Annotated in this window: 23 protein-coding genes and 4 tRNA genes; 8 read left to right on the forward strand and 19 right to left on the reverse strand. The window is 64.3% G+C overall.

Going from position 1 to position 21,955, the window contains the following annotated elements:
- Window positions 1-2: 2 nt before the first annotated feature.
- The 3 genes from lapB to ACFODV_RS08440 are packed head-to-tail and all read right to left on the reverse strand — an operon-like array spanning window position 3 to window position 1,937.
- The gene (lapB, locus tag ACFODV_RS08430; RefSeq protein WP_379757578.1) at window positions 3-1,181 is read right to left on the reverse strand and encodes a lipopolysaccharide assembly protein LapB; all 1,179 of its coding nucleotides are present in this window, start codon (window positions 1,179-1,181) and stop codon (window positions 3-5) included.
- A gap of 1 nt (window position 1,182) precedes the next feature.
- On the reverse strand, window positions 1,183-1,488 hold the full coding sequence (locus ACFODV_RS08435) for a lipopolysaccharide assembly protein LapA domain-containing protein (protein WP_379757581.1): 306 nt from the start codon (window positions 1,486-1,488) through the stop codon (window positions 1,183-1,185).
- A 59-nt stretch (window positions 1,489-1,547) separates the two neighbouring features.
- Window positions 1,548-1,937: an integration host factor subunit beta gene (locus ACFODV_RS08440; RefSeq protein ID WP_379757584.1), complete on the reverse strand. Its 390-nt coding sequence runs from the start codon at window positions 1,935-1,937 to the stop codon at window positions 1,548-1,550.
- A 97-nt stretch (window positions 1,938-2,034) separates the two neighbouring features.
- Between ACFODV_RS08440 and ACFODV_RS08445 the strand changes: the two genes are divergently transcribed.
- Both ACFODV_RS08445 and ACFODV_RS08450 read left to right on the forward strand, forming a co-directional pair.
- The gene (locus tag ACFODV_RS08445; protein ID WP_379757587.1) at window positions 2,035-2,328 is read left to right on the forward strand and encodes an FAD assembly factor SdhE; all 294 of its coding nucleotides are present in this window, start codon (window positions 2,035-2,037) and stop codon (window positions 2,326-2,328) included.
- 13 nt (window positions 2,329-2,341) lie between these two features.
- A complete protein-coding gene (locus ACFODV_RS08450; protein ID WP_379757590.1) occupies window positions 2,342-2,686 on the forward strand; it encodes a hypothetical protein in 345 nt (114 codons plus the stop codon).
- Window positions 2,687-2,719: 33 nt separating this feature from the next.
- Here ACFODV_RS08450 and nadB read toward each other — a convergent pair whose 3' ends face one another.
- The 8 genes from nadB to uvrY form a co-directional block, all read right to left on the reverse strand.
- Entirely contained in the window at window positions 2,720-4,297 is a 1,578-nt protein-coding gene (nadB, locus tag ACFODV_RS08455) for an L-aspartate oxidase (RefSeq protein ID WP_379757593.1), read from the reverse strand.
- Window positions 4,278-5,351: an FUSC family protein gene (locus ACFODV_RS08460; protein ID WP_379757596.1), complete on the reverse strand. Its 1,074-nt coding sequence runs from the start codon at window positions 5,349-5,351 to the stop codon at window positions 4,278-4,280. The genes nadB and ACFODV_RS08460 overlap by 20 nt, the downstream gene beginning before the upstream one ends.
- Window positions 5,352-5,483: 132 nt before the next feature.
- A tRNA-Leu gene (locus ACFODV_RS08465) sits at window positions 5,484-5,570 on the reverse strand.
- A gap of 30 nt (window positions 5,571-5,600) precedes the next feature.
- Window positions 5,601-5,674: transfer RNA gene (locus tag ACFODV_RS08470), tRNA-Cys, on the reverse strand.
- Window positions 5,675-5,709: 35 nt separating this feature from the next.
- Window positions 5,710-5,784, reverse strand: a tRNA-Gly gene (locus ACFODV_RS08475).
- 85 nt (window positions 5,785-5,869) lie between these two features.
- On the reverse strand, window positions 5,870-6,418 hold the full coding sequence (gene pgsA / locus ACFODV_RS08480) for a CDP-diacylglycerol--glycerol-3-phosphate 3-phosphatidyltransferase (protein ID WP_379757599.1): 549 nt from the start codon (window positions 6,416-6,418) through the stop codon (window positions 5,870-5,872).
- A gap of 68 nt (window positions 6,419-6,486) precedes the next feature.
- Entirely contained in the window at window positions 6,487-8,301 is a 1,815-nt protein-coding gene (gene uvrC, locus ACFODV_RS08485; protein WP_379757602.1) for an excinuclease ABC subunit UvrC, read from the reverse strand.
- 86 nt (window positions 8,302-8,387) lie between these two features.
- Window positions 8,388-9,035, reverse strand: coding sequence for a UvrY/SirA/GacA family response regulator transcription factor (gene uvrY / locus ACFODV_RS08490; RefSeq protein ID WP_379757604.1), 648 nt, complete (start codon window positions 9,033-9,035; stop codon window positions 8,388-8,390).
- 182 nt (window positions 9,036-9,217) lie between these two features.
- Here uvrY and ACFODV_RS08495 point away from each other — a divergent pair.
- Window positions 9,218-9,293: transfer RNA gene (locus ACFODV_RS08495), tRNA-Ala, on the forward strand.
- Between the two features lie 217 nt (window positions 9,294-9,510).
- Here the strand turns inward: ACFODV_RS08495 and ACFODV_RS08500 are convergent.
- Window positions 9,511-9,816, reverse strand: coding sequence for a hypothetical protein (locus tag ACFODV_RS08500; protein WP_379757607.1), 306 nt, complete (start codon window positions 9,814-9,816; stop codon window positions 9,511-9,513).
- Window positions 9,817-9,946: 130 nt separating this feature from the next.
- On the reverse strand, window positions 9,947-10,867 hold the full coding sequence (gene argF / locus ACFODV_RS08505; RefSeq protein ID WP_379757610.1) for an ornithine carbamoyltransferase: 921 nt from the start codon (window positions 10,865-10,867) through the stop codon (window positions 9,947-9,949).
- 151 nt (window positions 10,868-11,018) lie between these two features.
- Between argF and ACFODV_RS08510 the strand changes: the two genes are divergently transcribed.
- The gene (locus ACFODV_RS08510) at window positions 11,019-11,363 is read left to right on the forward strand and encodes a Grx4 family monothiol glutaredoxin (protein WP_379757613.1); all 345 of its coding nucleotides are present in this window, start codon (window positions 11,019-11,021) and stop codon (window positions 11,361-11,363) included.
- Between the two features lie 117 nt (window positions 11,364-11,480).
- Here ACFODV_RS08510 and rnt read toward each other — a convergent pair whose 3' ends face one another.
- Window positions 11,481-12,149 (reverse strand): ribonuclease T, encoded by a 669-nt coding sequence (gene rnt / locus ACFODV_RS08515; protein WP_379757616.1) that lies wholly within the window; start codon window positions 12,147-12,149, stop codon window positions 11,481-11,483.
- A gap of 179 nt (window positions 12,150-12,328) precedes the next feature.
- Here rnt and ACFODV_RS08520 point away from each other — a divergent pair, with 179 nt between their 5' ends.
- From ACFODV_RS08520 to ACFODV_RS08530, 3 genes are all read left to right on the forward strand, one after another.
- Window positions 12,329-13,549 (forward strand): argininosuccinate synthase, encoded by a 1,221-nt coding sequence (locus tag ACFODV_RS08520; RefSeq protein WP_379757619.1) that lies wholly within the window; start codon window positions 12,329-12,331, stop codon window positions 13,547-13,549.
- 115 nt (window positions 13,550-13,664) lie between these two features.
- Window positions 13,665-13,979, forward strand: coding sequence for an HlyU family transcriptional regulator (locus ACFODV_RS08525; protein ID WP_379757622.1), 315 nt, complete (start codon window positions 13,665-13,667; stop codon window positions 13,977-13,979).
- A 110-nt stretch (window positions 13,980-14,089) separates the two neighbouring features.
- Window positions 14,090-15,217: a DUF294 nucleotidyltransferase-like domain-containing protein gene (locus ACFODV_RS08530; protein ID WP_379757625.1), complete on the forward strand. Its 1,128-nt coding sequence runs from the start codon at window positions 14,090-14,092 to the stop codon at window positions 15,215-15,217.
- On the opposite strand, the gene ACFODV_RS08535 is transcribed toward ACFODV_RS08530, so the two are convergent.
- From ACFODV_RS08535 to ACFODV_RS08550, 4 genes are read right to left on the reverse strand one after another with little or no spacing between them, the layout of a single operon-like run.
- Window positions 15,192-17,957, reverse strand: a complete 2,766-nt coding sequence (locus ACFODV_RS08535) for an ATP-binding protein (RefSeq protein ID WP_379757628.1) — start codon at window positions 17,955-17,957, stop codon at window positions 15,192-15,194. The genes ACFODV_RS08530 and ACFODV_RS08535 overlap by 26 nt on opposite strands.
- A gap of 19 nt (window positions 17,958-17,976) precedes the next feature.
- Window positions 17,977-18,171 (reverse strand): hypothetical protein, encoded by a 195-nt coding sequence (locus tag ACFODV_RS08540; RefSeq protein ID WP_379757631.1) that lies wholly within the window; start codon window positions 18,169-18,171, stop codon window positions 17,977-17,979.
- Window positions 18,172-18,202: 31 nt separating this feature from the next.
- Window positions 18,203-20,263 (reverse strand): 3'-5' exonuclease, encoded by a 2,061-nt coding sequence (locus tag ACFODV_RS08545; protein WP_379757634.1) that lies wholly within the window; start codon window positions 20,261-20,263, stop codon window positions 18,203-18,205.
- Window positions 20,263-20,634: a response regulator transcription factor gene (locus ACFODV_RS08550; RefSeq protein ID WP_379757637.1), complete on the reverse strand. Its 372-nt coding sequence runs from the start codon at window positions 20,632-20,634 to the stop codon at window positions 20,263-20,265. The genes ACFODV_RS08545 and ACFODV_RS08550 overlap by 1 nt, the downstream gene beginning before the upstream one ends.
- 154 nt (window positions 20,635-20,788) lie before the next feature.
- Between ACFODV_RS08550 and ACFODV_RS08555 the strand changes: the two genes are divergently transcribed.
- Window positions 20,789-21,472 carry a glutathione S-transferase gene (locus ACFODV_RS08555; RefSeq protein ID WP_379757640.1) on the forward strand — a complete coding sequence of 228 codons (684 nt, stop codon included), beginning with the start codon at window positions 20,789-20,791 and terminating at the stop codon, window positions 21,470-21,472.
- Window positions 21,473-21,475: 3 nt separating this feature from the next.
- Here the strand turns inward: ACFODV_RS08555 and ACFODV_RS08560 are convergent, their stop codons facing one another.
- Window positions 21,476-21,760 carry a hypothetical protein gene (locus ACFODV_RS08560; RefSeq protein ID WP_379757643.1) on the reverse strand — a complete coding sequence of 95 codons (285 nt, stop codon included), beginning with the start codon at window positions 21,758-21,760 and terminating at the stop codon, window positions 21,476-21,478.
- Window positions 21,761-21,955 lie beyond the last annotated feature (195 nt).

The raw sequence follows: 21,955 nt of genomic DNA on the forward strand, positions 1-21,955 counted from the left end.
GGCTATTCCCCTTCAATGCCGGTGATCGGCTTGGTGGTGCCCCAGCTGCGGCAGCGAGGACACTGCCAGCGGAGCTGTTCGCCGGCGAAACCGCAGCGACGACAGCGGTGTCGCGGCAGGGCCTTCAACAGGGTTTGGGTCTGCTGCTGCAGCAGCTCGAGCCTTTCGAGAGAGCTGCCTGTGTCATCTTGTCGATAAAGGTCTATCAGGTAGTCCAGCGCTCTCAGGCTCGACTCGCGTTCCAGCTGCTCCCTGATCAGGGCAACGGCGACCGGGAGCCCCTCACGATGCCGAAGCGTGTCGGCCAGCAGGATGATCACGCAGGTCAAGGGCGTGCGCTCGAGCAGTTTGTACAAATGGCGGACCAGCCCCTCCTCGTCGTCAAGCATTCGGTAAGCGACGCTCAGTGGCTCGAGGAGTGTGGGGACAAACGCGGCGTCCTGCTCGGGGATACGATCGAGCAGGCTGATCTCCTGTCGGTAGTGGCCGGTATCGTGTTCCAGGGCGGCCAGCACGAGATTGGCGCGCACGCAGCGCGGGTCGATAGTGAGTGCGCGGCGTAAGTGCTTGCGGGCAAGCCCCGGACTGACGTCGACACGTTCCTGCTCGGCCAGCTGGCAAAGCCAATGGGCAGCGGCACGGCGTATCTCATCGCTTTGTCGAATCAAGCGGGGCTGCGCCACCTCCAGCGCCGCTTTCCACTCGCCCTCGCGCTCCAGAAGGTCTACCAGAAGGCGCTTGGCGGAAAGGCGCCGTTCATCGTCCAAGGAGTCTCTCACCAGGGTATGCAGCAGCCGTTCGGCGCGGTCGAGAAGCCCCAGGGCCAGGAAGTCCCTTGCCAGTTCCAGCATCACTCGCTCGCTTTGGGCAGCAAGAAGTGTGGGACGGGCCAGCAGGTTCTGATGAATCTTCACGGCTCGATCCGCTTCGCCTCGGCCGCGGAACAGGTTGCCCAGGGTAATGTGGACCTCGATGGTGTCGCTATTGACCTCCAGAGCCGCCACGAAGGTCTCGATGGCGCGATCCTGCTGATCGTTGAGCAGATAGTCGAGGCCCACAAAATAATCCCGTGCCAGCCTGGATGATGGCGCGGGATCATGGGGAGAGCGTTCGCGGCGGCCAAGCCACCAGCCGATGGCGACCGCTGCCAACAATAGGGTCAGCAGCAGGGCATCGGGCATTCTAGGAGAGTTCCTTCAGCTCCTGGACGCGCAGCCGGTCGAGTTCCTTGCGCTGCTGCTGATTATGGCGCTGGGCGCGGGTCAGCAGGGTGCGCAGGCGCAGGTAAACGCCGCTCATGGCCAGCATGCCGAGCAGCACACCCACCGCCAGGGAGACCAGTAACCAGACGGATAGCGAAGCTGCAGGCAGCTCGATCCATATCAGGTTGAGCGGAAGGGCCTGCTGGTTGTTGACGGCAAAGAGTATGCCGACCAGTAGGACGATCAACAGGATGATGGCCAGGATCAGGCCTTTGAGCCAACGCATGCGCTTGTGTCCCCTGTAATGAAAGTACCGGAAATCGAAGTGTAAGTGGCCGAGGCCTGTCAGTAGCCGAGAGCGCGGCTGGCGTCCACCTGCTCGCGCAGCTCCTTGCCGGGTTTGAAGTGTGGCACGAACTTGCCGTCCAGTGCGACAGGTTCGCCGGTCTTCGGGTTGCGTCCGACTCGCGGCTCACGATAGTGCAACGAGAAGCTGCCGAAGCCGCGGATCTCGACGCGCCCACCCTCGGCCAGGGTGTCGGTGATGTCATCGAGGATAAGTCGAACGGCGGCCTCGACTTCCTTGACCGACAGCTCCGGCTGTCGTGCGGCAATCTGCTCGATCAACTCCGACTTGGTCATCGACGTTCTCCCTATGCGGTCGGCGCAGGAACGGCTCGCCTGACGCTGTTGTTTTCCAGAGCATACTCGGCAAATTGTGATAAAACAACGCACTATGATCTATAGAAGATAGCGGCGCAGGCGGCTGCCGTTGAGGTGGGGCTAGGGGTATACTGTGTCTTCTCATCCCATCGGACAGGCGAGGTCGACGTTGAACGAGCAATCACCCCAGGATGTGGCACTGCGCAAGCGGCTCCACTGGCACTCCCGCCGCGGCATGTGGGAACTTGACCTGCTGCTGGTCCCCTTTCTCGAGCAGTGTTATGACAACCTTGATAAAGCGGATCAGGCGGTGTTTCGTGACCTGATCGATGAGGAGGATCAGGATCTCTTCATGTGGCTGATGCGTCGCGAGTTACCGGAGGATCCGGACCGGCGGCGCATCGTGCAACGGATCATCGAGCATGCCGAAAGCGCCGACAGCATTGGGCATCGTCCCGTCTAGGCTCTCCCTCCTCGTGCACGCTTTGCTGAGCGCCGCGGTGGCGGGCACGGCGATGTTGCACTCTCCCGTCTGGCTGAGTGCCAGCGTGTCTGCGGCGATGCTGGGGGTAACCCTGCAGGCTGCTCGACAACGTCAATTCGGTGACCTGCGCGCAGTCTCGCGGGCCGACGGTGGCGTACGCTGGGAGTGGCGCGACGGCGTCGCGGCCCCCTGGCGCTCGGTCACCCTTCACTGCGACTACCTCGGTTCCTGGCTGATTGGCCTGCGCCTCAACGGACGTCGTCTGTGGATCTGGCCCGACAGCAGCGACACCGCCGCGCTGTGGCGGCTGCGTCGTCTGCTGATTCAGTGTGCGTAGAACGCGTTTGCGTGACGCTTTGTCAAGTTTTCATCAGTTGAGGTCGGCGAGATACATCCGAGAAGGTTGCGGTATGCCCTGCGCGTGGTCGGGGCAGTCCGGGTTGAAGTGCAGGCCGCGGGACTCGCGCCGGGCGCGGGCGCTTGCCACGGTGATCTGGGCCAGGCGCAGTGCCTGCCAAAGGCCTGCCAGCTCCGTGCTGGGAGCGCAGACGTCTCTCAACGGGGCAAGCGCTTGCTGCAACTCGTCCAATGCCTCGGCGGCCTCGGTCAGACCTGCGTCGCGCCTGACGATGGCCACGTTGGCGCTCATCACCCGGCGCATCCGCTGTCGTATCTCGTCCAGCGCCTGAGGATCTGCTCTCTGGCTGCCGGCACTCAGGGAGCGCAGCTCTGCTGAATCGTCCGGGTTGTTCCGGTGCGTCAATGCCACGGCGCAGCTGCGGGCAAACACCAGACACTCGAGGAGCGAGTTGCTGGCCATGCGATTGGCGCCGTGAAGGCCGGTACAGGCCACTTCACCGATGGCGTAGAGGCCTGGCACCGTTGTCGCGCCGGCCAGGTCGGTGGCCAGGCCCCCGCAGCTATAGTGGGCGGCGGGAACCACCGGGATAGGCTCGCGTAGGATATCCAGGCCGCGGTCGGCGCAGTGGGCATGAATGGTAGGGAAGTGATGACGAATGGCGTCCCCGCCCAGATGGCGGATATCGAGCAGCACGTGGTCGCTGCCGGTACGCTGCATCTCGGCGTCGATGGCACGTGCGACGATATCTCGCGGGGCTAGCTCGGCGCGAGAGTCGAGTGCCGGCATGAAGCGCTCGCCCTGCACGTTGAGCAGCCGCCCGCCCTCGCCGCGTACCGCCTCGCTGATCAGGAAGGGGCTGCCCTGGGGGTCATAGAGGCAGGTGGGGTGGAACTGTTGGAACTCGAGGTTCCGGAGTTCGGCCCCCAGCTCGGCCCCCATCAGCATGCCCTCGCCGCTGGCCGGATGAGGGCTGGTGGTGTGGCGGTATAGCCCGCTGGCGCCGCCGGTGGCCAGCACGGTGTCGCTGGCAAGCAGTTCGTGGAGCCTGCCCTGGCTATCCAGGCAGCGGGCACCTCGGCAGCGGCCCGCGATGTCATCGATCAGGCCGATGGCGGTGAGATCGTCCAGCACCTGGATGGCCGGGTGTGCGGCCACTTTCGCCTGTAGGGTTTCCATCACCGCAAGGCCGGTAGCATCGGCTGCGTGGATGATGCGTCGCGCGCCGTGACCGCCCTCGCGGGTCAGGTGGTAGGGATAGCCGGCATCCGGGCTCGAGTCCGGAGTGAAGGGAACCCCCAGAGAGAGCAACCACTCGATGGCGGCCGGACCGTTTTCCACGGTGAAGCGCACCGCTGCCTCGTCACACAGGCCATCCCCGGCCACCAGGGTGTCGGCGATATGGGCGTCGAAGTCATCGCTGGGAGAGAGAACCGCGGCGATGCCACCCTGAGCCCAGCGGCTGGCGCCCAGGTCGTCGCTGGCCGGGCGCAGCAGGGTAACCCGACGTCGGTCGGCGATCTCCAGGGCCAGCACCAGGCCGGCCACGCCGCCGCCGATGATCAACACATCATGGTTGCCGTGGGTCATCTCGCTTTCCTTTGTCGATCTTGGCGATGTCGCGTCGCGCCCATTTGCGATTCGAGGCGCGGTGCAGGCGGCGGCTGGGCAGGCGAGTCAGACCACCCAGACGGTCAACCAGGTCACTGGTCAGTCGTGCCAGCTCTCGGTTGAGCCATAGATAGCCGCTGGGGCTGAACAGAATGCGCCCCTCGTCGCTGCGTGCGCTGGAGGCCAGTTCGGCATGGCGCTGCAGGTCGAACTGAGTGACCGTGATCGCAATGGGCTGGCCGGTGCGGACCTGGAAAGCCAGGGTGCCAAGATCGCGGGCCAGACGGTGCTGCTCACTGCGCAGGCCCTCCATGGCCTGGATGCGGTCGTGGCCTTCTCGGGTGGTCCAGTGGGTCTCCAGCAATAGCTCGATGGTGGAGACCATGCGGCGCTGCAGGGAAATGATGTCGTCGAGTTCGTCGCGATTCAGTCGTCCCTCGCGATGGATGGCGTCTACCAGGCCTCGCTGCTTGACCAGCGCGGAGCTGGTGGCCTTGAGCAGCGCGCGAGTGTCCACGTCCAGGGCGGCTTCGGCGGTGGTGTGGGCATGAAAAAGACGCGCCAGGCGGTCGAGGTTCTCGGACAGCATGAAACGCATCATGTCGGTGGCCTTCTGGGGAAGTACCAGTACGGTCACGCTGATGCCAACCAGGGTGCCCAGGAGCACGTCAAAGGCGCGCCACAGTCCGATGTCCATGTCATGGCTGCCATCGCCGATGACAAGCAGCAGGCTGATAGCGAACATCAGGCCGCTGTAGCCGTGGCGGTTGCTGAAGGTGAGCCAGGTGGCGACCCCGATGGCGGCGAGGCTGCCGACGGGGATCAACAGGTGCATGGCGGGAGGGAACAGAATCAGCGAAAGACCCGTGGCGGCGCCGAGTGCGGTGCCGAGCAGCCGTTGGCGGCCCTTGTCGAGCACGCCGCCGATGTGCGGCAAGTTGCCCATCACCATGACGGTGCTGACGAGCGCCCAGCTCGAATGGGGAATTTCGAATATGCGAATAACGCCGAAGGTGATCATCAGCGCAAGCATCACTCTCAGCACATGCAGGCGTCGGCGATAGCGATAGGTAAAAAAGGGGGTCGCGCAGGGGCGGCAGATTCATGAGGCAGCGCCTCGCAGGTTTGCCACTTTGGTGTCGGTCCAGGCTAGAAACGGAGTGTCTGGTGCCCGGAGCCGGGCTCGAACCGGCACGGTGTCTCCACCGAGGGATTTTAAGTCCCTTGCGTCTACCAATTTCGCCATCCGGGCGGCTCGGTGTCGAGCAAAAACGGGAAGGAGTGGAGGCTGGAGTCGGAATCGAACCGGCGTACACGGAGTTGCAGTCCGCTGCATAACCACTCTGCCATCCAGCCTCATCGAGTCTTGATATATCGCCTTGGAAAGGCGATGGAGCGGGAAACGAGATTCGAACTCGCGACCCCAACCTTGGCAAGGTTGTGCTCTACCACTGAGCTATTCCCGCTCGACTCGAGAGCAAATTATACGGATAAGTCGGTGACTGTCAAACGCTTTTGCAGGCGGCCTGCCGTCGAGTACCGAGTGCTGTGTCACATCGAGTCGCTGAGGTGCGGCCAGGCGGCCTGCAGGTAGAGAATCATGGACCAGAGTGTCAGCACAGCGGCCGCAAACAGGGTGATGACGGCCAGCAGCGCGAGAGGAGTGCCGGGAGTGAAGGCCAGCAGCATGAAGATGGCGACCATCTGCAGGGTGGTCTTGACCTTGCCAATCCATGAGACCGCCACCTGGCCGCGCTTGCCCATCTCCGCCATCCACTCGCGCAGCGCCGAGATGACGATCTCGCGGCCGATGATCACCAGCGCGGGAAGCGTTAGCCATAGGGCTTCGTAGCGTTCGATCATTAGCGCCAGGGCCACGACCACCATCAGCTTGTCTGCGACCGGGTCGAGGAAGGCGCCGAAGGGAGTGGCCTGATTCCAGCGCCTGGCCAGATAGCCGTCGAGCCAGTCGGTGATCGACGCCACAGCGAACAGGCCGGCGGCTACCGGCATGCTCCACGAGAAAGGCAGGTAAAAGAGCACCACCAGCAGGGGAATGAAGCCGATGCGGGCCAGGGTGAGAAGATTCGGGATGTTCATCGCGTGACGCTGTCCTTGGCGGTGGGGTGGTGCCGAACGCACGGTTATTCTATCCCCCTTGGCTGCCTTCATCCATGCAGGGCACGATGAATTGCCTCGGCCAGGGTGGCGCTGATGCCGGGAGCCCGCGAGAGCTCCTCGCGATTGGCCTGCTTGACCCCCTGAAGCCCGCCGAAAAAGCGCAACAGTTCACGCCTGCGCTTGGGACCCACGCCGGGAATGCCCTCCAGGGTGGAGGTCCGGCGCGCCTTGTCGCGACGGTTGCGATGGCCGGTGATAGCGAATCGGTGGGCTTCGTCGCGTACGTGCTGGATCAGGTGCAGGGCCGGTGAGGCGGGGTCAAGATCCAGGGCGCGATCCACGGTCTCGAGAAACAGGGTCTCCAGGCCCGCCTTGCGAGTGGTGCCCTTGGCGACGCCCACCAGCGCCACGTCGCTGACGCCAAGCTCGACGAACACCTCGCGGGCAAGATTGAGCTGCCCTTTGCCGCCATCCACCAGCAGAACATCGGGACGCTCCCCCTCGCCGTCTGCCAGGCGTCTGAAGCGACGAGTCAGCGCCTGACGCATGGCAGCATAATCGTCGCCGGCGGACACCCCCTCGATGTTGAAGCGTCGGTAGTCGGACTTGCGAGGGCCGTTTTCATCGAATACCACGCAGGAGGCCACCGTGGCTTCCCCCTGGCTGTGACTGATGTCGAAACACTCCAGGCGCCTGGGCGTGTCGGCCAGGCCAAGCGTCTCACGAAGGGCTGCGAAGCGACGGGCAAGTTGGGCCTGGCTGGCCAGCTGGCCAGCCAGCTGCTGCTCGGCGTTGGTGACGGCCAGGGACTGCCATTGGGCGCGGTGGCCGCGCACCCGATCGGTGATGCGCACCCGCTTGCCGGCACGTTCGCTGAGTGCGGCGCCGATCAGCTCGCGATCCGTCAGAGCGTGGCTGGTGATCACCTCTCGCGGGATCTCGCGGGTTTGCCCCAGGTAAAACTGACTGACGAACTCTGCGAGCAACTCGTCGGCGGGCAGATCCAGCCCGTTGGCGGGCGCGTGGTGGCGGGCACCGAGCATCCGGCCGTGGCGGACGCTGAGCACCGAGATGCACAGCGCGCCGGGGCGGGTGGCCAGAGCGAAGATGTCGGCATCGCCGTCGCCGGTGTCCACAAACTGGCGCTGCTGGAGTTGACGCAGCTGCTGGGTCTGGTCGCGCAGTCGGGCGGCTTCCTCGAAGTCGAGTTCACGGCTGGCCGCCTCCATGGACGAGGTCAGCTCTTGGGTGACCTGGTCGCTCTTGCCCTCCAGGCACTGCACCGCATGTTCCAGGTCCCGACGGTAGTCCGCCTCGCTGATGTGGCCCACGCAGGGGGCGCTGCAGCGCTCGATCTGAAACTGCAGGCAGGGCCGGGTGCGGTGAGCGAAGACGCTGTCCTCGCAGTTGCGAATGCGAAAGATCTTCTGCATCAGCGACAGGCTCTCGCGCACCGCCAGACTGCTGGGATAGGGACCGAGGTAGCGGCCATCGTCGCGACGCGCCCTGGCTCTCTTGTACTCGAGGGCGGGGAAGGGGTGGCGGTCGGTAACGAAAATAAAGGGGTAGGACTTGTCATCCCGCAACAGGATGTTATACGGCGGGCGCAGCTCCTTGATCAGGGTCTGTTCCAGCAGCAGAGCCTCGGTTTCGCTGTTGGTTACCGTGACCTGGATGTCGGCGATGCGCGCCACCAGCGCCTGGGTCTTGGTGTTGAGTGCGCCACGAAAGTAGCTGGCCAGGCGGGCCTTGAGGCGCCTCGCCTTGCCCACATAGAGGGTGTCGCCCTGGGCGTCGAGCATGCGATAGACCCCCGGGGACTCGCTGGCGCTGGCGAGAAAGTGACGGTAGTCAAAGCTCATGGCAGAGGTGCAGTCGCAGACAAAAACGCCATCCTAGCAGATCATGCCGGGCGGAAGCCCAAGCGGATAGAAGCCCAAGCGGATATTCACGGCAAGCTGGCGAAGCCCTCCACAAGGCCGTGTCGAAGGCCGAGATGGGTCAGCTCCACGTCGGTCTGCACGCCCAGCTTGTCGAAGATACGGTAGCGATAGGTGTTCACCGTCTTTGGGCTGAGAAAGAGTCGATCGGAGATGTCGGCCACTTTCTGGCAGTTGACGATCATCATCGCCACCTGCATCTCGCGCTGTGAAAGCTGGTCGAAGGGATTCTCCGACGCATCGATGCGAGACAGCACCAGACGCTGGGCGACCTCGGGGCTAATATATCGCTGACCGTGAAAGACGCCGCGAATGGCCGACACCATTTCGTCTTGCTGGCAGCCCTTGCTGAGAAAGCCGAAAGCGCCGGCATCCAGCAGTCGCTGAGCGAAGGCCTCCTCGAGCCAAGCGGTCAGCACCAGCACGCGGGTGTCAGGCTGAGTGCGGTGGATCTTGCGGGTGGCTTCCAGGCCGCCGATCCCGGGCATACGAATATCCATCAGCACCACATCGGGGGATAGGCGGCGCGACTCGGCGATGGCGGTCTCGCCGTCCGAGGCCTCGCCGACCACGCTGAGATCCTCTTCAGCGTTCAGCAGGTGGGCGATGCTGGTCCTCACCAGGTGATGGTCATCGGCAATAAGTACCCGGATCAAGGCGGCGACTCCTGAGCGTCTTGTCTGATAGGGGATAGTCGGTAGAAGATGACACTTTTCTCAACAAAGAGTGGCACAACTTCGGTGGAGGTGGAAAGTATCCTTGGGTGGGGCATTTTTGGGTTGACGCTATCCGCTGGCCTGCGTAGTATCTGCCTCGTTCTCGCGAGGCGAGACAGCGTGGGGCCTTAGCTCAGCTGGGAGAGCGCAACACTGGCAGTGTTGAGGTCAGCGGTTCGATCCCGCTAGGCTCCACCAAAAAGACACTACGAATCAGCCCCTTGGCGTAACCCGCCAGGGGGCTTTTTTGAGCGCGCGGAAAACGTCATCCACAGAAAGCCCCGCCGTGGAAATGCCAGGCGGGGCTATGTTCTGTGGGGCTATGTTCTAAGGGGCTATGTTCTAAGGGGCATGGTCTATCGAGTATGGTCTCCCGAGACGCGTACCTTACTGTGCCATCAGGGCTGGCTCGCTATCAGGCGCAGTCGGCGGCGCCTTCGCCGAACATGTCGAACAGCAGTTCGCGGCCGAGCGGGGTGAGCACCAGTTTGTTCTGCTCGTTCCAGGAGGCCGCCTTGCTGCTGATCAGGACCCTTTCACAGGCTTGCCATTCGCTGGAGGCACTCGAGATAGTGGCTACGTCATGGCGGTCCAGGCCACGATGGGGGATGGAGACGGTTTCCAGCACGTGGCCATGGTGATAGAGCAGGGCCGCCATATTGGAGAGGCATTGTCGCAGGCTGCGCTGCATACCGGCGAGAGGGGAAGCGTCGATCATCATATGCCGCATTTCCTTTCACGCTGAATGTGTGCTGCAGCGCAGTATACTACTAACGTCTGAGTTATACAAAGGTCTTACGTGAAAGGCGGGAGATGACCCCGTGGTAGAGCGCCACGGGGACTTTTCTCGATCAGCCTTCGACTCGCCCGAGCAGCAGGAACTCAATCAGCGCCTTCTGGGCGTGCAGGCGGTTGCCGGCCTCCTGCCATACCACGGCGCGTGGGTCGTCGAGCAGGGTCTCACTGATCTCCTCGCCTCGGTGGGCGGGCAGGCAGTGTAGGAAGAGGGCATCTGCCTTGGCACGGTCAAGCAGGGCCTCGGTGACCTGTAAGCCGGTAAAGTCGGCCTCGCGCTTGGCCTGTTCCTCTTCCTGGCCCATGGAGGCCCACACATCGGTAGTGATCAGGTCGGCATCCGTGACCGCCTCGGCGGGGTCGCGCAGGATGACCACACGATCGCCGGCGGCCTCGAGAATATCCTGGCGCGGCTCGTAGCCCTCGGGGCAGCAGATGCGCAGATGGAAATCGAACTGGCGGGCGGCATTGATCCAGGAGTGGCACATGTTGTTGCCGTCACCGATCCATACCGCCGTGCGCCCGGCGACGCCGCCGCGCAGTTCGGTCCAGGTCATCACATCGGCGAGCAGCTGGCAGGGATGATAGTCGTCGGTCAGCGCGTTGATCACCGGTACCGAGCTGGCGGCGGCATAGGCCTCCAGCCCGGGATGGGAGAAGGTGCGGATCATTACCGCGTCGACCATTTCCGAGAGCACTCGGGCGGTGTCGGCGATGGGTTCTCCGCGGCCGAGCTGGGTGTCGCGAGGCGACAGGAACAGCGCATGCCCCCCGAAGTGCGCCATGGCGGTTTCGAAGGAAACCCGGGTGCGGGTCGAGGACTTCTCGAAGATCATCGCCAGAGTGCGGTTGCGCAGGGGCGCATAGAGCGGGCCCTGGACCTTCAGCTCATTCTTGATGGTGATGGCGCGCTGGATGAGATAGCGCATCTCGTCCTGGCTGAGGTCCAGCAGGGTCAGGAAGTGGCGGGTGGCCATTGGGCGTGCTCCACGAGAAAAAACGTCCATCCTAGCCAGGCGGCAGGGGATGCGCAACGCGCGTGGGATCAGTAGAATGAGGGATCAAGACCTAGCGCCGAACTCGGGTATTGGCCCGCATCGGCATTCGCGACATGAACAGGGAGACGCCATGAGCACCACCCTCGAGAACATCCAGCGCCAGATCGGCGAGAACCCCATCCTGATCTACATGAAGGGCACTCCGCAGCTGCCCCAATGTGGTTTCTCTGCCCAGACCGTCCAGGCGCTGATGGCCTGTGGCGAGCGCTTCGCCTTCGTCAATATTCTGGACAATCCTGACATCCGCACCGAACTGCCCAAGTTCGCCAACTGGCCGACCTTTCCCCAACTGTGGGTCGAGGGTGAGCTGGTCGGCGGCTGCGACATCGTGGTCGAGATGCATCAGAGCGGCGAGCTTGAGAAGCTGGTCAAGGAAGCTGCCGCCAAGCATCAGGATGATCAGCCCGAGAGCTGAGCAAGCTTGGTCCGCCTTTTGCCACAGGTGACAAGCGGTCATTCAAGCGGAAAAAAACGCCCATCCGGTCAATTGGATGGGCGTTTTTGCGTATCGTGTCGGCACGTCGCGTCCTGCCTACGGCTGCTCGTCCATCCCCTGCTCGCGCTGTGCCTGGGACCAGCCGCCCAGATCCTTGTAGCGGTTGACCATGGCACAGAATAGCTCGGCGGTGCGTTCGGTATCGTAGCGTGCCGAATGGGCTTCTCCGTTGTCGAAGGGAATGCCGGCGGCACGACAGGCCCTGGCCAGCACCGTCTGGCCGTACATCAGGCCGGCCAGAGACGCGGTGTCGAAGCTCGAAAAGGGGTGAAAGGGGTTGCGTTTGATGCCGCAGCGGTTGACGGCGGCATTCACGAAACCGTGGTCGAAGGCGGCGTTGTGGCCGACCAGTACGGCGCGGGTGCAGCCGTGGGCCTTGATCGCCTTGCGCACCGGCCGGAAGATTTCACTCAGCGCCTGGGCCTCGGAGAGCGCGACCTGCTGGCGCAGCGGGTCGTCTAGCTTGATGCCGGTAAAGTCCAGCGCCGACTGCTCGACGTCGGCGCCCTCGAAGGGCGTCACGTGAAAGGCATAGGTCGATTCAGGCAGCAGGTTGCCCTGGGCGTCCATGGTCAGCGTCACCGCGGCAATCTCCAGGATTGCATTGCGTTCTGCGTTGAAGCCGCCGGTTTCCACGTCTACCACGACCGGCAGGAAGCTGCGGAATCGCTGTGCCAGCAGGTCGCGGGCGATCGCCTCGCTCATTCACCCTCTCCTTGCGTCTTTCGGTCTCTGTCTTCCCCGTCATGACAGCCCCGGGGCGAATCCGCGCCAGTCTAGCAGGTTGACCTTCGGGCGTCCCGGGGCCGGTATTCGCCGTGCCCGTGGCGCGCTATACTGGATCCCCTGATGCCAACCCCCTAGCTTTCATCGAGGAGCCCCGAATGTCCGATGTCAAGAAGGTCGTGCTTGCCTACTCCGGTGGCCTGGACACCTCCGTTATCGTCAAGTGGTTGCAGGAGACCTACAACTGCGAGGTGGTGACCTTTACCGCCGACATCGGCCAGGGCGAGGAAGTCGAGCCGGCACGTACCAAGGCCCAGGCCCTGGGCGTCAAGGAAATCTACATCGAAGATCTGCGCGAGGAGTTCGTTCGCGACTATGTCTATCCGATGTTCCGCGCCAACACCGTCTACGAGGGCGAGTATCTGCTCGGCACCTCCATTGCACGCCCGCTGATCGCCAGGCGCCTCATTGAGATCGCCAACCAGACGGGTGCCGACGCCATCTCTCACGGGGCGACCGGCAAGGGTAACGATCAGGTTCGCTTCGAACTGGGTGCCTATGCGTTGAAGCCCGGCGTCAAGGTGATCGCTCCGTGGCGCGAATGGAATCTGACCTCTCGCGAGAAGCTGATGGCCTACTGCGACGAGCACAGCATCCCGGTAGACTTCTCCTCCAAGAAGAAGAAGTCGCCCTATTCCATGGACGCCAACCTGCTGCATATCTCCTACGAGGGCGGCATCCTCGAGGATCCCTGGGCCGAGGCCGAAGAGGACATGTGGCGCTGGAGCGTCTCCCCGGAAGCCGCCCCGGATCAGCCCACCTACGTGGAGCTGACCTACGCGAAGGGCGATATCGTCGCCATCGACGGTACGCCGATGCGTCCCCATGAGGTACTTGAGACCCTCAACAAGGTGGGCGGCGACAACGGTATCGGTCGGCTCGATATCGTCGAGAACCGCTACGTGGGCATGAAGTCCCGCGGCTGTTACGAGACGCCCGGCGGTACCATCATGCTCAAGGCCCACCGCGCCATCGAGTCCCTTACCCTGGATCGTGAAGAGGCTCACCTCAAGGATGAGCTGATGCCCAAGTATGCCGAAGTGATCTACAACGGCTACTGGTGGAGCCCAGAGCGCCGCATGCTTCAGGCCGCCATCGACGAGACCCAGCACAACGTCTCCGGTGTCGTGCGCATGAAGCTCTACAAGGGCAACGCCATCGTGGTGGGGCGCAAATCCGAGCAGTCGCTGTTTGACGAGTCCATTGCCACCTTCGAGGATGACGCCGGCGCCTACGACCAGAAGGATGCGGAGGGCTTTATCAAGCTCAACGCCCTTCGCCTGCGGATCGCCGCCGGCAAGGGTCGCAAGCAGGACTGAGTGCCGCCTGTTCAATCTGTATGCGACGCCGGCTGATGTCGGCGTCGCTGTTTGAAGTAAGAACGAATATAGTGCGGCTAAAGCGAGACGTCGTCGAAGACAAGGAGTCGACACAATGTTCAAGAAACTGCTCTCCGGCCTGCTGGGTGGCGGCGACAGGCAGTCCAACGCTTCGGCGAACGCCAATGCGCCGGCCGCCGAGCCGGTGGAGTACAAGGGCTATCTGATCATCTCCGAACCTGCCGATCAGGGCGGCCAGTATCGTGTGAGCGGCTGGATCCGCCGGGACGGGACTGACGGAGAGCAGCAGGAGCACCGCTTCGAGCGCTCCGATATGGTGCCCGGCCGCGAGGCCTGCGACCTGCTGATGGTGAGCAAGGCCCAGCGCTTTATCGACGAAGTGGGCGAGGAGATGTTCAGCGCCCGCTGAACGAGCCGCGAACACCCCGTCACCGGGGGGGTCGCCATGCCCCTTTCGCCCAAGTGTTTCCGAGTGGGTCCGACGCTACACTGGGTCGGTTACCGCTGCCCGGAGCTGCCATGCGCCTGCTTCACCGAGCCTCCCCATGGCGTTCCTTGTTCGCCGATAGCGAGTTTCCTGACCCCTCGCGGCTGCCTTTACTGCTCGCTCCGCTGCGCGATGCCCTGACCGAACTGGGGCCGGCGCCGACCCTTTGTGACGCCCACACCTGGCAGCTTCGCCTGGTCGAGGCGCTGACACGGCTCGATCTTCCCCCCTGGCGTATCAGCCAGCTGATAAGTGACCATAATGACTGGCTCTATCGCCGCGCCATCCAGCTTGCCCTGAGCGAAATGCAGGGACAGGGCTGGGGCGCGCCTCCCGTCGCCTTCTGCGTGTTGATCATGGGGTCGGGCGCCCGCCAGGAGAGCCTGCTGGGACCGGACCAGGACAACGCCATGGTCATCGCCGACTATCCTGACAGCCGGCATACCGAGATCGACGGCTATTTTCAGGCGTTGGGCGAGCGCTTCACCGACCGGCTGGACCTGGCTGGCATCCCGCTATGCACCGGTCATGTGATGGCGCGCTGGCCCATGTGGCGCAAGCGGCTTTCCGAGTGGGGCGAACAGCTGGCCATCTGGACCGCAGAGCGCAGAACCAAACGCGTGCAGCAGGCCAATATCCTTCTCGACTTCCGTTCGGTCTACGGAGAAGGGGCCCTGGCTGATGCCCTGGCAGACCGTGTGGTCCGACTGATGCCGCAGGCAGGATTATTTCTGGACGAGATGAGCGTGTTGCTCGACGAGTTGCCGACGGCCCTGGACCGCTTCGGTCGGTTGTCGGGCGCATTGGATGGTGCGCCCCACGAGCACGCCATCAATCTCAAGCAGCAGGGACTGCTGCCGCTGGTGGCCGCCGTGCGGCTTCTCGCGCTGCGCCATGGCGTCCGTGAGATCGACACCCGCGAGCGGTTGGCGTCCCTGGTCGTGAAGGAAGTGCTTCCGGCCGAGCGCTGCCGTGCCTTGACCGCTGCCCTGGAGCGGCTGCAGGGGCTTCTGCTGGAGGAACAGTGCCGCCGTCTCAGGACGGGGCATGGCGCCGATGCCTGGGTCGACGTGTCGCGATTGGGCGAGGACCAGCGCCTGCTGCTGCGTCTTGACATGCAGCAGATCCGTCGGCTCAAACGGCGGGCGAAGCGGGGGTAGCGTCTGGTGCTTCCGGCAACTCCATGGTCAGGCAGGCACCGCCCAGGGCAGGCGCGTCTTCCACCCACAGCCGTCCGCCCAGATGGGCAACAATGCCGCGGCTGATGGGTAGCCCCAGCCCGCTGCCCCGAGGGCGTCCGCGGCTCTTCTCGGGGGATTCGCCTGGGCGCTGAATCTGGTGGAACTTCTCGAACACCCGCTCCCGCTCCTGTTCGATGATGCCCGGGCCGTTGTCTTCCACCGCCAGGCGAAAATGATTCTTGTAGCGCCCCAATCTCAGCAGCACCTTCGGGCTGGTCTCATCGGCAAACTTACCGGCGTTGTCGAGCAGGTTGATGATGACCTGCTCGAGGCGATCCGGGTCGCCCACCACCGGCGCCTGTTCGACCTCGATCTGCACCTCCAGCGCCACGCCGCGATTCTCCTGCATGTGATGCACGGCATCGACGCTGTGCCGGGTCAGCGCTACAAGGTCAAGATGCTGGGGATTGAGCGTGAGTCGGCCGCTCTCCAGTCGAGCAAGGTCGAGGATCTCCTCGATCAGCCGTGAGAGGCGCTGGCTTTCCTTGACCACCACGTTGAGAAAATGCACCCGCTTCTCGTCGGGCAGGCCATCACTGTCGCGCAGGATCTCCGCAAAGGCGCGGATCGACGTAAGCGGCGTACGCAGCTCGTGGCTGACCATGGCCACGAACTCATCCTTGAGGCGGTCGAGCTCGCGCAGGCGTTCGTTGGCGGCGCGCAGCTCCTCGCTGGCGCGGGCCAGTTCCTCGGACTTCTGTTCCAGGCGGCGGTTGACCTCCAGGGTCTCCGAGGTGGTGTCGAGGATGCTGAGTATCGATTCCAGGTCCAGCGCCTCGCCGCGCACCACGGAGTTGATCAGCACCCGTGCCGAAGCGTTGCCCAGCGCCCCGGAGAGCGCCTGCTCGGCCCGGGCGATCATCTCCGGCGGAGCGGGCTGGTCGTTGCCATGGCCGTTGCCCACCTGGCTGTTGTCCTGTCCGGCGAAGACGCGGGCGGTGGCCCCCGTGCCCAGGTAGCGGTCGAGCAGGTTGCGCAGCTCACCGCGCGTGGTCTGGCCGTGCCAGAGCGAGGTCTCCATCAGGCCGGGGTGCATGGCCTCGGTGAACAGGGCCGCCTGGGTCTGCTCCAGCGGGCTCTGACGGGTAAACAGCGAAACCCCCACCAGCAGCCCGATATTGGCGGTCAGGCTCCACAGCAGCGAGTGCGAGTAGATGTCCCAGTCTTCCAGGCCGAACATGGCGTAGGGCCTGAGCCACTCCAGACCGAAGGGGCCCAGCGTCAGAAAGGTGTCGTCCACCCAGCCGGACTGCGCAAAGCCCGGGATGAGCAGGGTCCAGGCCCAGATCAGCGTGCCGGCGATGAGGCCCAGGGCAGCGCCGCGGCGAGTAGCGCCGCGCCAGTACATGCCGATCAGCATGGCCGGAGCAAACTGGCTGGCAGCGGCAAAGGAGACCAGGCCGATGGTCACCAGGCTGTAGGAGTCGCCGATCAGGGCGTGGTAGAGGTAGCCCAGCAGCAGGATAAGCACGATGGCCACGCGGCGAATGCCCAGCAGCCAGCCGGCCAGTTCGCCGCTGCTACCCAGGTGCAGGCGACGAGAGCGCAGCAGCAGGGGCATGATCAGCTGATTGCTGACCATGGTGGAGAGCGCGATGGTCTCGACGATCACCATGCCGGTGGCCGCCGAGAGCCCGCCGATAAACACCAGCAGCGGCAGCGCCTCGAGTCCGGCCGACAGCGGCAGGTTCAGCACATAGCTGTCAGGGTCGCCGGCGGAGAGCAGCATGCCCGCCATGGCGATGGGAATGACAAACAGATTGATGGCCAGCAGGTAGAGCGGGAAAAGCCAGCTTGCCCTCTTGAGGTGGCGTTCATCGACGTTCTCCACCACCAGCACCTGGAACTGGCGGGGCAGGGTAATGAACGCCAGAAAGGCCAATACCAGCATGCCGATCCAGCCGCTGGCGCCACCGGGAACCGCCTCCAGCCCCAGGGCACCGACCAGGTCGGGGCTGGCCGCCACCTGGGCAAAAAGGTCCCCGGGGCCGTTGAACAGCACGAAGACGGTGAAGACACCCACGCTGAGAAAGGCCACCAGCTTGACCAGGGATTCGAAGGCGATGGCGGCCACCATACCCTCGTGGCGCTCGCTGGCATCCAGGTGGCGGGTGCCGAACAGGATGATGAACACCGCCAGCACCAGTGCCACCCAGAACGACTTGTCGGCCCAGAAGGCCTCCTCGACCAGGCTCTGCGCCGGGGCCTGGGGGTAGTTGATCAGCACCGCGTAGCTTACCGTAATCGCTTTGAGCTGCAGGGTGATGTACGGCGTGATACCGATCAGGGCAATCAATGCCACCAGAGCACCCAGGCTCGAACTCTTGCCGTAGCGAGCGCTGATAAAATCGGCGATGGAGGTGATGCGCTGGGCGCTGGCGATGCGCACCATCTTGCGGATCAGGAAGGGCGACAGCAGCATGGCCAGCGTCGGACCCAGGTAGATCAGCAGGAAGCTGGGGCCAAACTGCGCGGCGCGCCCCACGCTGCCGTAAAAGGTCCAGGCGGTACAGTAGACGGCAATGGAGAGGGCATAGACGGTGGGCGAGCCGATCAGCGAACGTCCCTGTTCGGCACGGCGGTCACCCCATGCCGCAATCACAAACAATAGCGCCAAGTAGCCGAAGGCGACGCTGAGGACGACCGCATCGGTTCTCATGGTTGCGCGTCTCTCATCCTCACTCTCCCGAGCGCTGCTCAAGCAGCCAGGCGGCCAGGGCGATTACCGTTCCCCAGGCGATGAACAGATAGAGCGGCAGCCAAGAGAGACCGCCGGCAGGGCGGTCGAAGACCAGCACCAGCGGCGGTGTGAACAGCAGAGTGGCCAGCAGCACCAGGGCCACCAGCCGCTCACCGAGGCGCGGGATATTCATGCCGACAGTCGCCGGTGCATATGGCCTGAGCTCATGAGGCGAAGGCATCCTCCTTGTCAAGGGCGCTGGCCTGCAGGGCCAGCGCCTTCTCCAGCGTATCGATACCGCGAGCCTCCAGTCGCGGCAGCAGGGCCAGCCATAGCTCGGCGGTGACCCGAGCGTCGCCCAGAGCGGTATGTCGGGTGCCCGGTGGGAAGCTGAGGCCGTAGCGTTCGGCCAGGCTGTCCAGATCGTGGCCGTCCAGGCTGGCATCCAGGGCCCGTGAGATCAGCAGGGTGTCGAGCACCGGCATATCCAGTGTCACGCCGGCCCCCGGCGGCTGGAGGGCCAGCAGATCGAAAGCGGCGTTGTGGGCGAGAATCACCGCCTCGCCCACGTAATCGCGAAAGCGCGGCAGCACCACCGGCAGCGGTGGGGCGCCTTCAACGTCGGCGTCGGTAATGCCATGGATGGCCGTGCTGGCCGGAGGAATCGGTTTGCCGGGATCGACGCGAACATCGAACACCTCGCTGGCCAGCAGCCGGGCGTTGACCACGCGACAGGCGCCGATGCTGATCACGGTGTCGCCGCGGCGCAGTTCGAGGCCGGTGGTCTCGGTATCGAAGGACACCACCTCCAGCGCGCGTAGCGGGCGTGCCGCCAGTTCGGCATCGGGGTGAGGCAGCTCGGCGATGCCGAAGTCATGGAATTCCGGGCGCGGCGGGGTGACCGGCCGCGGGGCGCCTACCCGTTCGGTGGCGGGCAGCGGGAGCCGAAGCCTGGCATGCACGCCATCGTCATCGGCCAGGCTCCAGGCGTCGCTCGCATGCTGGTGCAGCACGTCGGAGACTCGCGGCGACAGCGGCAGATCATCCAGGCGCTGCTGCTGCCACGCGTTAAGCTGCCGCTCGCCGAGGGGCGCTCCGCGCCAGATCAGGTCGAGGTAGACGCGCTTGTTGCCCAGGCAGACCTCCCCTTCGAGTTCCTGTGGGTCTCGATGCTCCTGCAATGCCTCGATGAGCGAGCCGAGCAGCACCAGCAGCGCCATGACGTCGCCCTTGAACCAGGCGGGCATGCCGACCGGCACCACCATGATCGGGCTGTTGCGACGTTCGTTGAGGGCCTCCCACAGGTCGTTGGACCACAGCGGCACCAGCCGCTCCCCCTCATGCTGCATTTGCTCCACCAGGGCGGCAAGCTGTTCGATGTCCTGGCCCAAAGACTGGCTTTCCTCGTCGATCACTTTCTCGAGGCGCTGGCGCATGTCTCCCGAGGTGCTTCCCAGGGAGGTCAGGGCGTCGGCCGCGCTGGTCAGACTGGCGCTGTGACGGCGCAGGCGAGGCAGGCTGTCGAGCAGGTCGGCCCGGGCGCCCATTTCGCTGGTCCAGGCGGCGGTGGTGTCGCTCAGGGTGAGCAGGGTCTCGCCGTGGCTGCCCGGCACCCGACGCATCACGGCTCGCAGCCAGCGCTCATCGCAGGGCACCAGCACTTCCCGCGAAGAGCCATCACCAGGCAGCTGCCCCAGGGCGTCCTGGAGACTGACGGCGGGCAGCAGGCTCTCCAGTCGTTTGCCCAGGCCAAGCCCATGATGGTCTTCAAAAAGGTGCTCGGCTGCCTGATTGAAGAGCAGTACCCGGCGATGCTGGTCGCAGAGCAGCAGCGGGGTGTCGAGCACCTGGAGCAGAGTTTCGAGTTCCTGGCGAATGCGCGCAGCGCTGCGCGCTCCCTCGGCGTGAGCGGTGGCCAGGCGGCCGCGATCGGTGCGCCAGGCATCGCGCACCCTCACCAGGTCAGGGCCCAGCGCGCGCAGCCAGCCCTCGGGAGGATAGTCCTCCCTGGCGTCGGGATTGGCCACCAGGCGGGCCAGTTGGACCTGCAGATGGCGCAGCGGCGTGAACAGCTGACGCTCCAGCAGCAGGCCCACCAAAAAGATGGTGCCGCCCCCGGAGAAACAGCCCAGCCACAATACCAGGCGGGCCAGCCCCGAAGGCTGAAAGAGAGTGTCGAGCCACAGAGCAAAGATGGCACCGCCAAAGATGCTGATGCCGCTGAGCAGAAGCCAAAGACCGATCAGTCGCTGGCGGCGCGGCAATCCGGATAGACGTCGAGCCATCAGGAGACCTCGGCGAGCAGCGCCTTGACCTTGTCAACCAGCGCCTGGGTGGAAAAGGGTTTGGTAATGTAATCGTCGGCGCCCAGCGCCAGGCCCTTCTCTCGCTCGACTTCACGGCCGTGGGCGGTGAGCATGATGATCGGCAGGCGGGCATGGTCGGGATCGGCGCGCAGGCGTTCGAGCACATCGAAGCCGCTGATGCCCGGCAGGCTGATGTCGAGCAGCATCAGGTTCGGGGTGCCTTCGGCGACGCGCGCCAAAGCGCTTTCGCCATCTTCGGCGGTGACCACGTCGAAGCCGGCCTGCTGCATCAGGAACTCCAGCGACAGGACGATATTGGGTTCATCGTCTACCACCAGAACCTTGGCCATGGCGTTCTCCATTTTTCGTTGTCGTCATTGTTGTCTTAGAGACTCGTTGATTGTCAGTCTAGTGCCCGACCGACCCTCAGCAAAGGCGACCTTGGCAGGACATCGCGGGTGATCGGCGGTAGGGTGCGGTAACGATTCAACGCGAGGAAACACCATGATCGAGGTTCATCATCTGGAGAACTCCCGCTCCCAGCGCGTGGTCTGGCTGCTGGAGGAACTGGGCGTGGAGTACGAACTGATTACCCATCGGCGCGATCCGTCGACCCTGATGGCGCCGGATTCGCTGCGCGCCGTGCATCCGCTGGGGAAGGCGCCGGTGATTCGCGACAGGGCCCGCAACGGCCGGGTGATCGCCGAGTCGGGTGCCATCATCGACTACCTGATCCATCATCATGATGCCGAGGAACGACTGGCCCCGCCAAGAGGCAGCGATGCCTGGGAGCGCTACTGTTTCTGGCTGCACCACGCCGAAGGCTCCGGTATGCCGCCGCTGGTCATGGGCCTGGTGTTTTCGCGGCTAGGCCAGCCGCCGGTACCCGCCCTGGCGCGCCCGCTGGGGCGGCTGTTTGCCCGCGGTGTGGAACAGCAGTACCTGGGGCCGGAAATCCGTCGGCTGCGAGATTTCTGGGAGAGCGAACTGGTCGCAGAGCCCTGGTTTGCCGGCAAGGCGTTCAGCGCGGCGGACATTCAGATGAGCTTCGCGGTGCTGGCCATGGCTGGGCGAGGCGGACTTGCCGGCTACCCACGCCTCGAGGGATTCCTCGCCGCCTGCCGCGAGCGTGAGGCCTATAGGCGAACGGTGTCACTCATTGGCGAGTTTCGCCTTGCCGGCGACTGAGTTTCAGCGCCTCGGGCGGTCCTGCCCTTCGGCCCGGGCGGCGGGGCCGAAGGGGCCGAGCCATAGCCACACCTGAAGGATGACCAGCAGCGGTAGCAGCCATAGCGGCGCTCCGGTAGTGGCCACCAGCAGCCGATAGATCACGAAGCCGATGATACCGGCTATCAGGCCGACCATCGTGAAGAGCAAGGGGCGTCGGTAGCCTGGCCGACGTGAGAAGCGGTAGAGGGTGCCGATGAAGGCGCCAAAGGCGCCGGTCATGGCCAGGGGGATCAGCAGGTCCTGCATGGCGAGCTCGCTTTGTGACATGGTCCGAGAGGTAATACCATCCGGGCCGATCAATCGCCAATGCCGCCTTCGGTGGGGGTTCTGGCGAAGACAATGGCGGCGGTCGGTCGTCGGCCCATAACAAGCAACCCCGCGGCCAGGGCGCGCGGGGTTGGCGTTTGTGAGCCGACGAAGGATGCCTGCCCTTGCGCCGTT

The organism is Halomonas tibetensis (assembly GCF_042643535.1).
In the GTDB taxonomy this organism is placed as follows: domain Bacteria; phylum Pseudomonadota; class Gammaproteobacteria; order Pseudomonadales; family Halomonadaceae; genus Halomonas; species Halomonas tibetensis.

Coding starts and splice junctions, on each gene's coding strand:
- lapB (WP_379757578.1), bottom strand. CDS start 1,181: ATGCCCGATGCCCTGCTGCTGACCCTATTGTTGGCAGCGGTCGCCATC.
- ACFODV_RS08435 (WP_379757581.1), bottom strand. CDS start 1,488: ATGCGTTGGCTCAAAGGCCTGATCCTGGCCATCATCCTGTTGATCGTC.
- nadB (WP_379757593.1), bottom strand. CDS start 4,297: ATGACCCACGGCAACCATGATGTGTTGATCATCGGCGGCGGCGTGGCC.
- ACFODV_RS08460 (WP_379757596.1), bottom strand. CDS start 5,351: ATGCTTGCGCTGATGATCACCTTCGGCGTTATTCGCATATTCGAAATT.
- pgsA (WP_379757599.1), bottom strand. CDS start 6,418: ATGAACATCCCGAATCTTCTCACCCTGGCCCGCATCGGCTTCATTCCC.
- uvrC (WP_379757602.1), bottom strand. CDS start 8,301: ATGAGCTTTGACTACCGTCACTTTCTCGCCAGCGCCAGCGAGTCCCCG.
- ACFODV_RS08500 (WP_379757607.1), bottom strand. CDS start 9,816: ATGATGATCGACGCTTCCCCTCTCGCCGGTATGCAGCGCAGCCTGCGA.
- argF (WP_379757610.1), bottom strand. CDS start 10,867: ATGGCCACCCGCCACTTCCTGACCCTGCTGGACCTCAGCCAGGACGAG.
- ACFODV_RS08510 (WP_379757613.1), top strand. CDS start 11,019: ATGAGCACCACCCTCGAGAACATCCAGCGCCAGATCGGCGAGAACCCC.
- rnt (WP_379757616.1), bottom strand. CDS start 12,149: ATGAGCGAGGCGATCGCCCGCGACCTGCTGGCACAGCGATTCCGCAGC.
- ACFODV_RS08520 (WP_379757619.1), top strand. CDS start 12,329: ATGTCCGATGTCAAGAAGGTCGTGCTTGCCTACTCCGGTGGCCTGGAC.
- ACFODV_RS08525 (WP_379757622.1), top strand. CDS start 13,665: ATGTTCAAGAAACTGCTCTCCGGCCTGCTGGGTGGCGGCGACAGGCAG.
- ACFODV_RS08530 (WP_379757625.1), top strand. CDS start 14,090: ATGCGCCTGCTTCACCGAGCCTCCCCATGGCGTTCCTTGTTCGCCGAT.
- ACFODV_RS08535 (WP_379757628.1), bottom strand. CDS start 17,957: ATGAGAACCGATGCGGTCGTCCTCAGCGTCGCCTTCGGCTACTTGGCG.
- ACFODV_RS08540 (WP_379757631.1), bottom strand. CDS start 18,171: ATGAATATCCCGCGCCTCGGTGAGCGGCTGGTGGCCCTGGTGCTGCTG.
- ACFODV_RS08545 (WP_379757634.1), bottom strand. CDS start 20,263: ATGGCTCGACGTCTATCCGGATTGCCGCGCCGCCAGCGACTGATCGGT.
- ACFODV_RS08550 (WP_379757637.1), bottom strand. CDS start 20,634: ATGGCCAAGGTTCTGGTGGTAGACGATGAACCCAATATCGTCCTGTCG.
- ACFODV_RS08555 (WP_379757640.1), top strand. CDS start 20,789: ATGATCGAGGTTCATCATCTGGAGAACTCCCGCTCCCAGCGCGTGGTC.
- ACFODV_RS08560 (WP_379757643.1), bottom strand. CDS start 21,760: ATGCAGGACCTGCTGATCCCCCTGGCCATGACCGGCGCCTTTGGCGCC.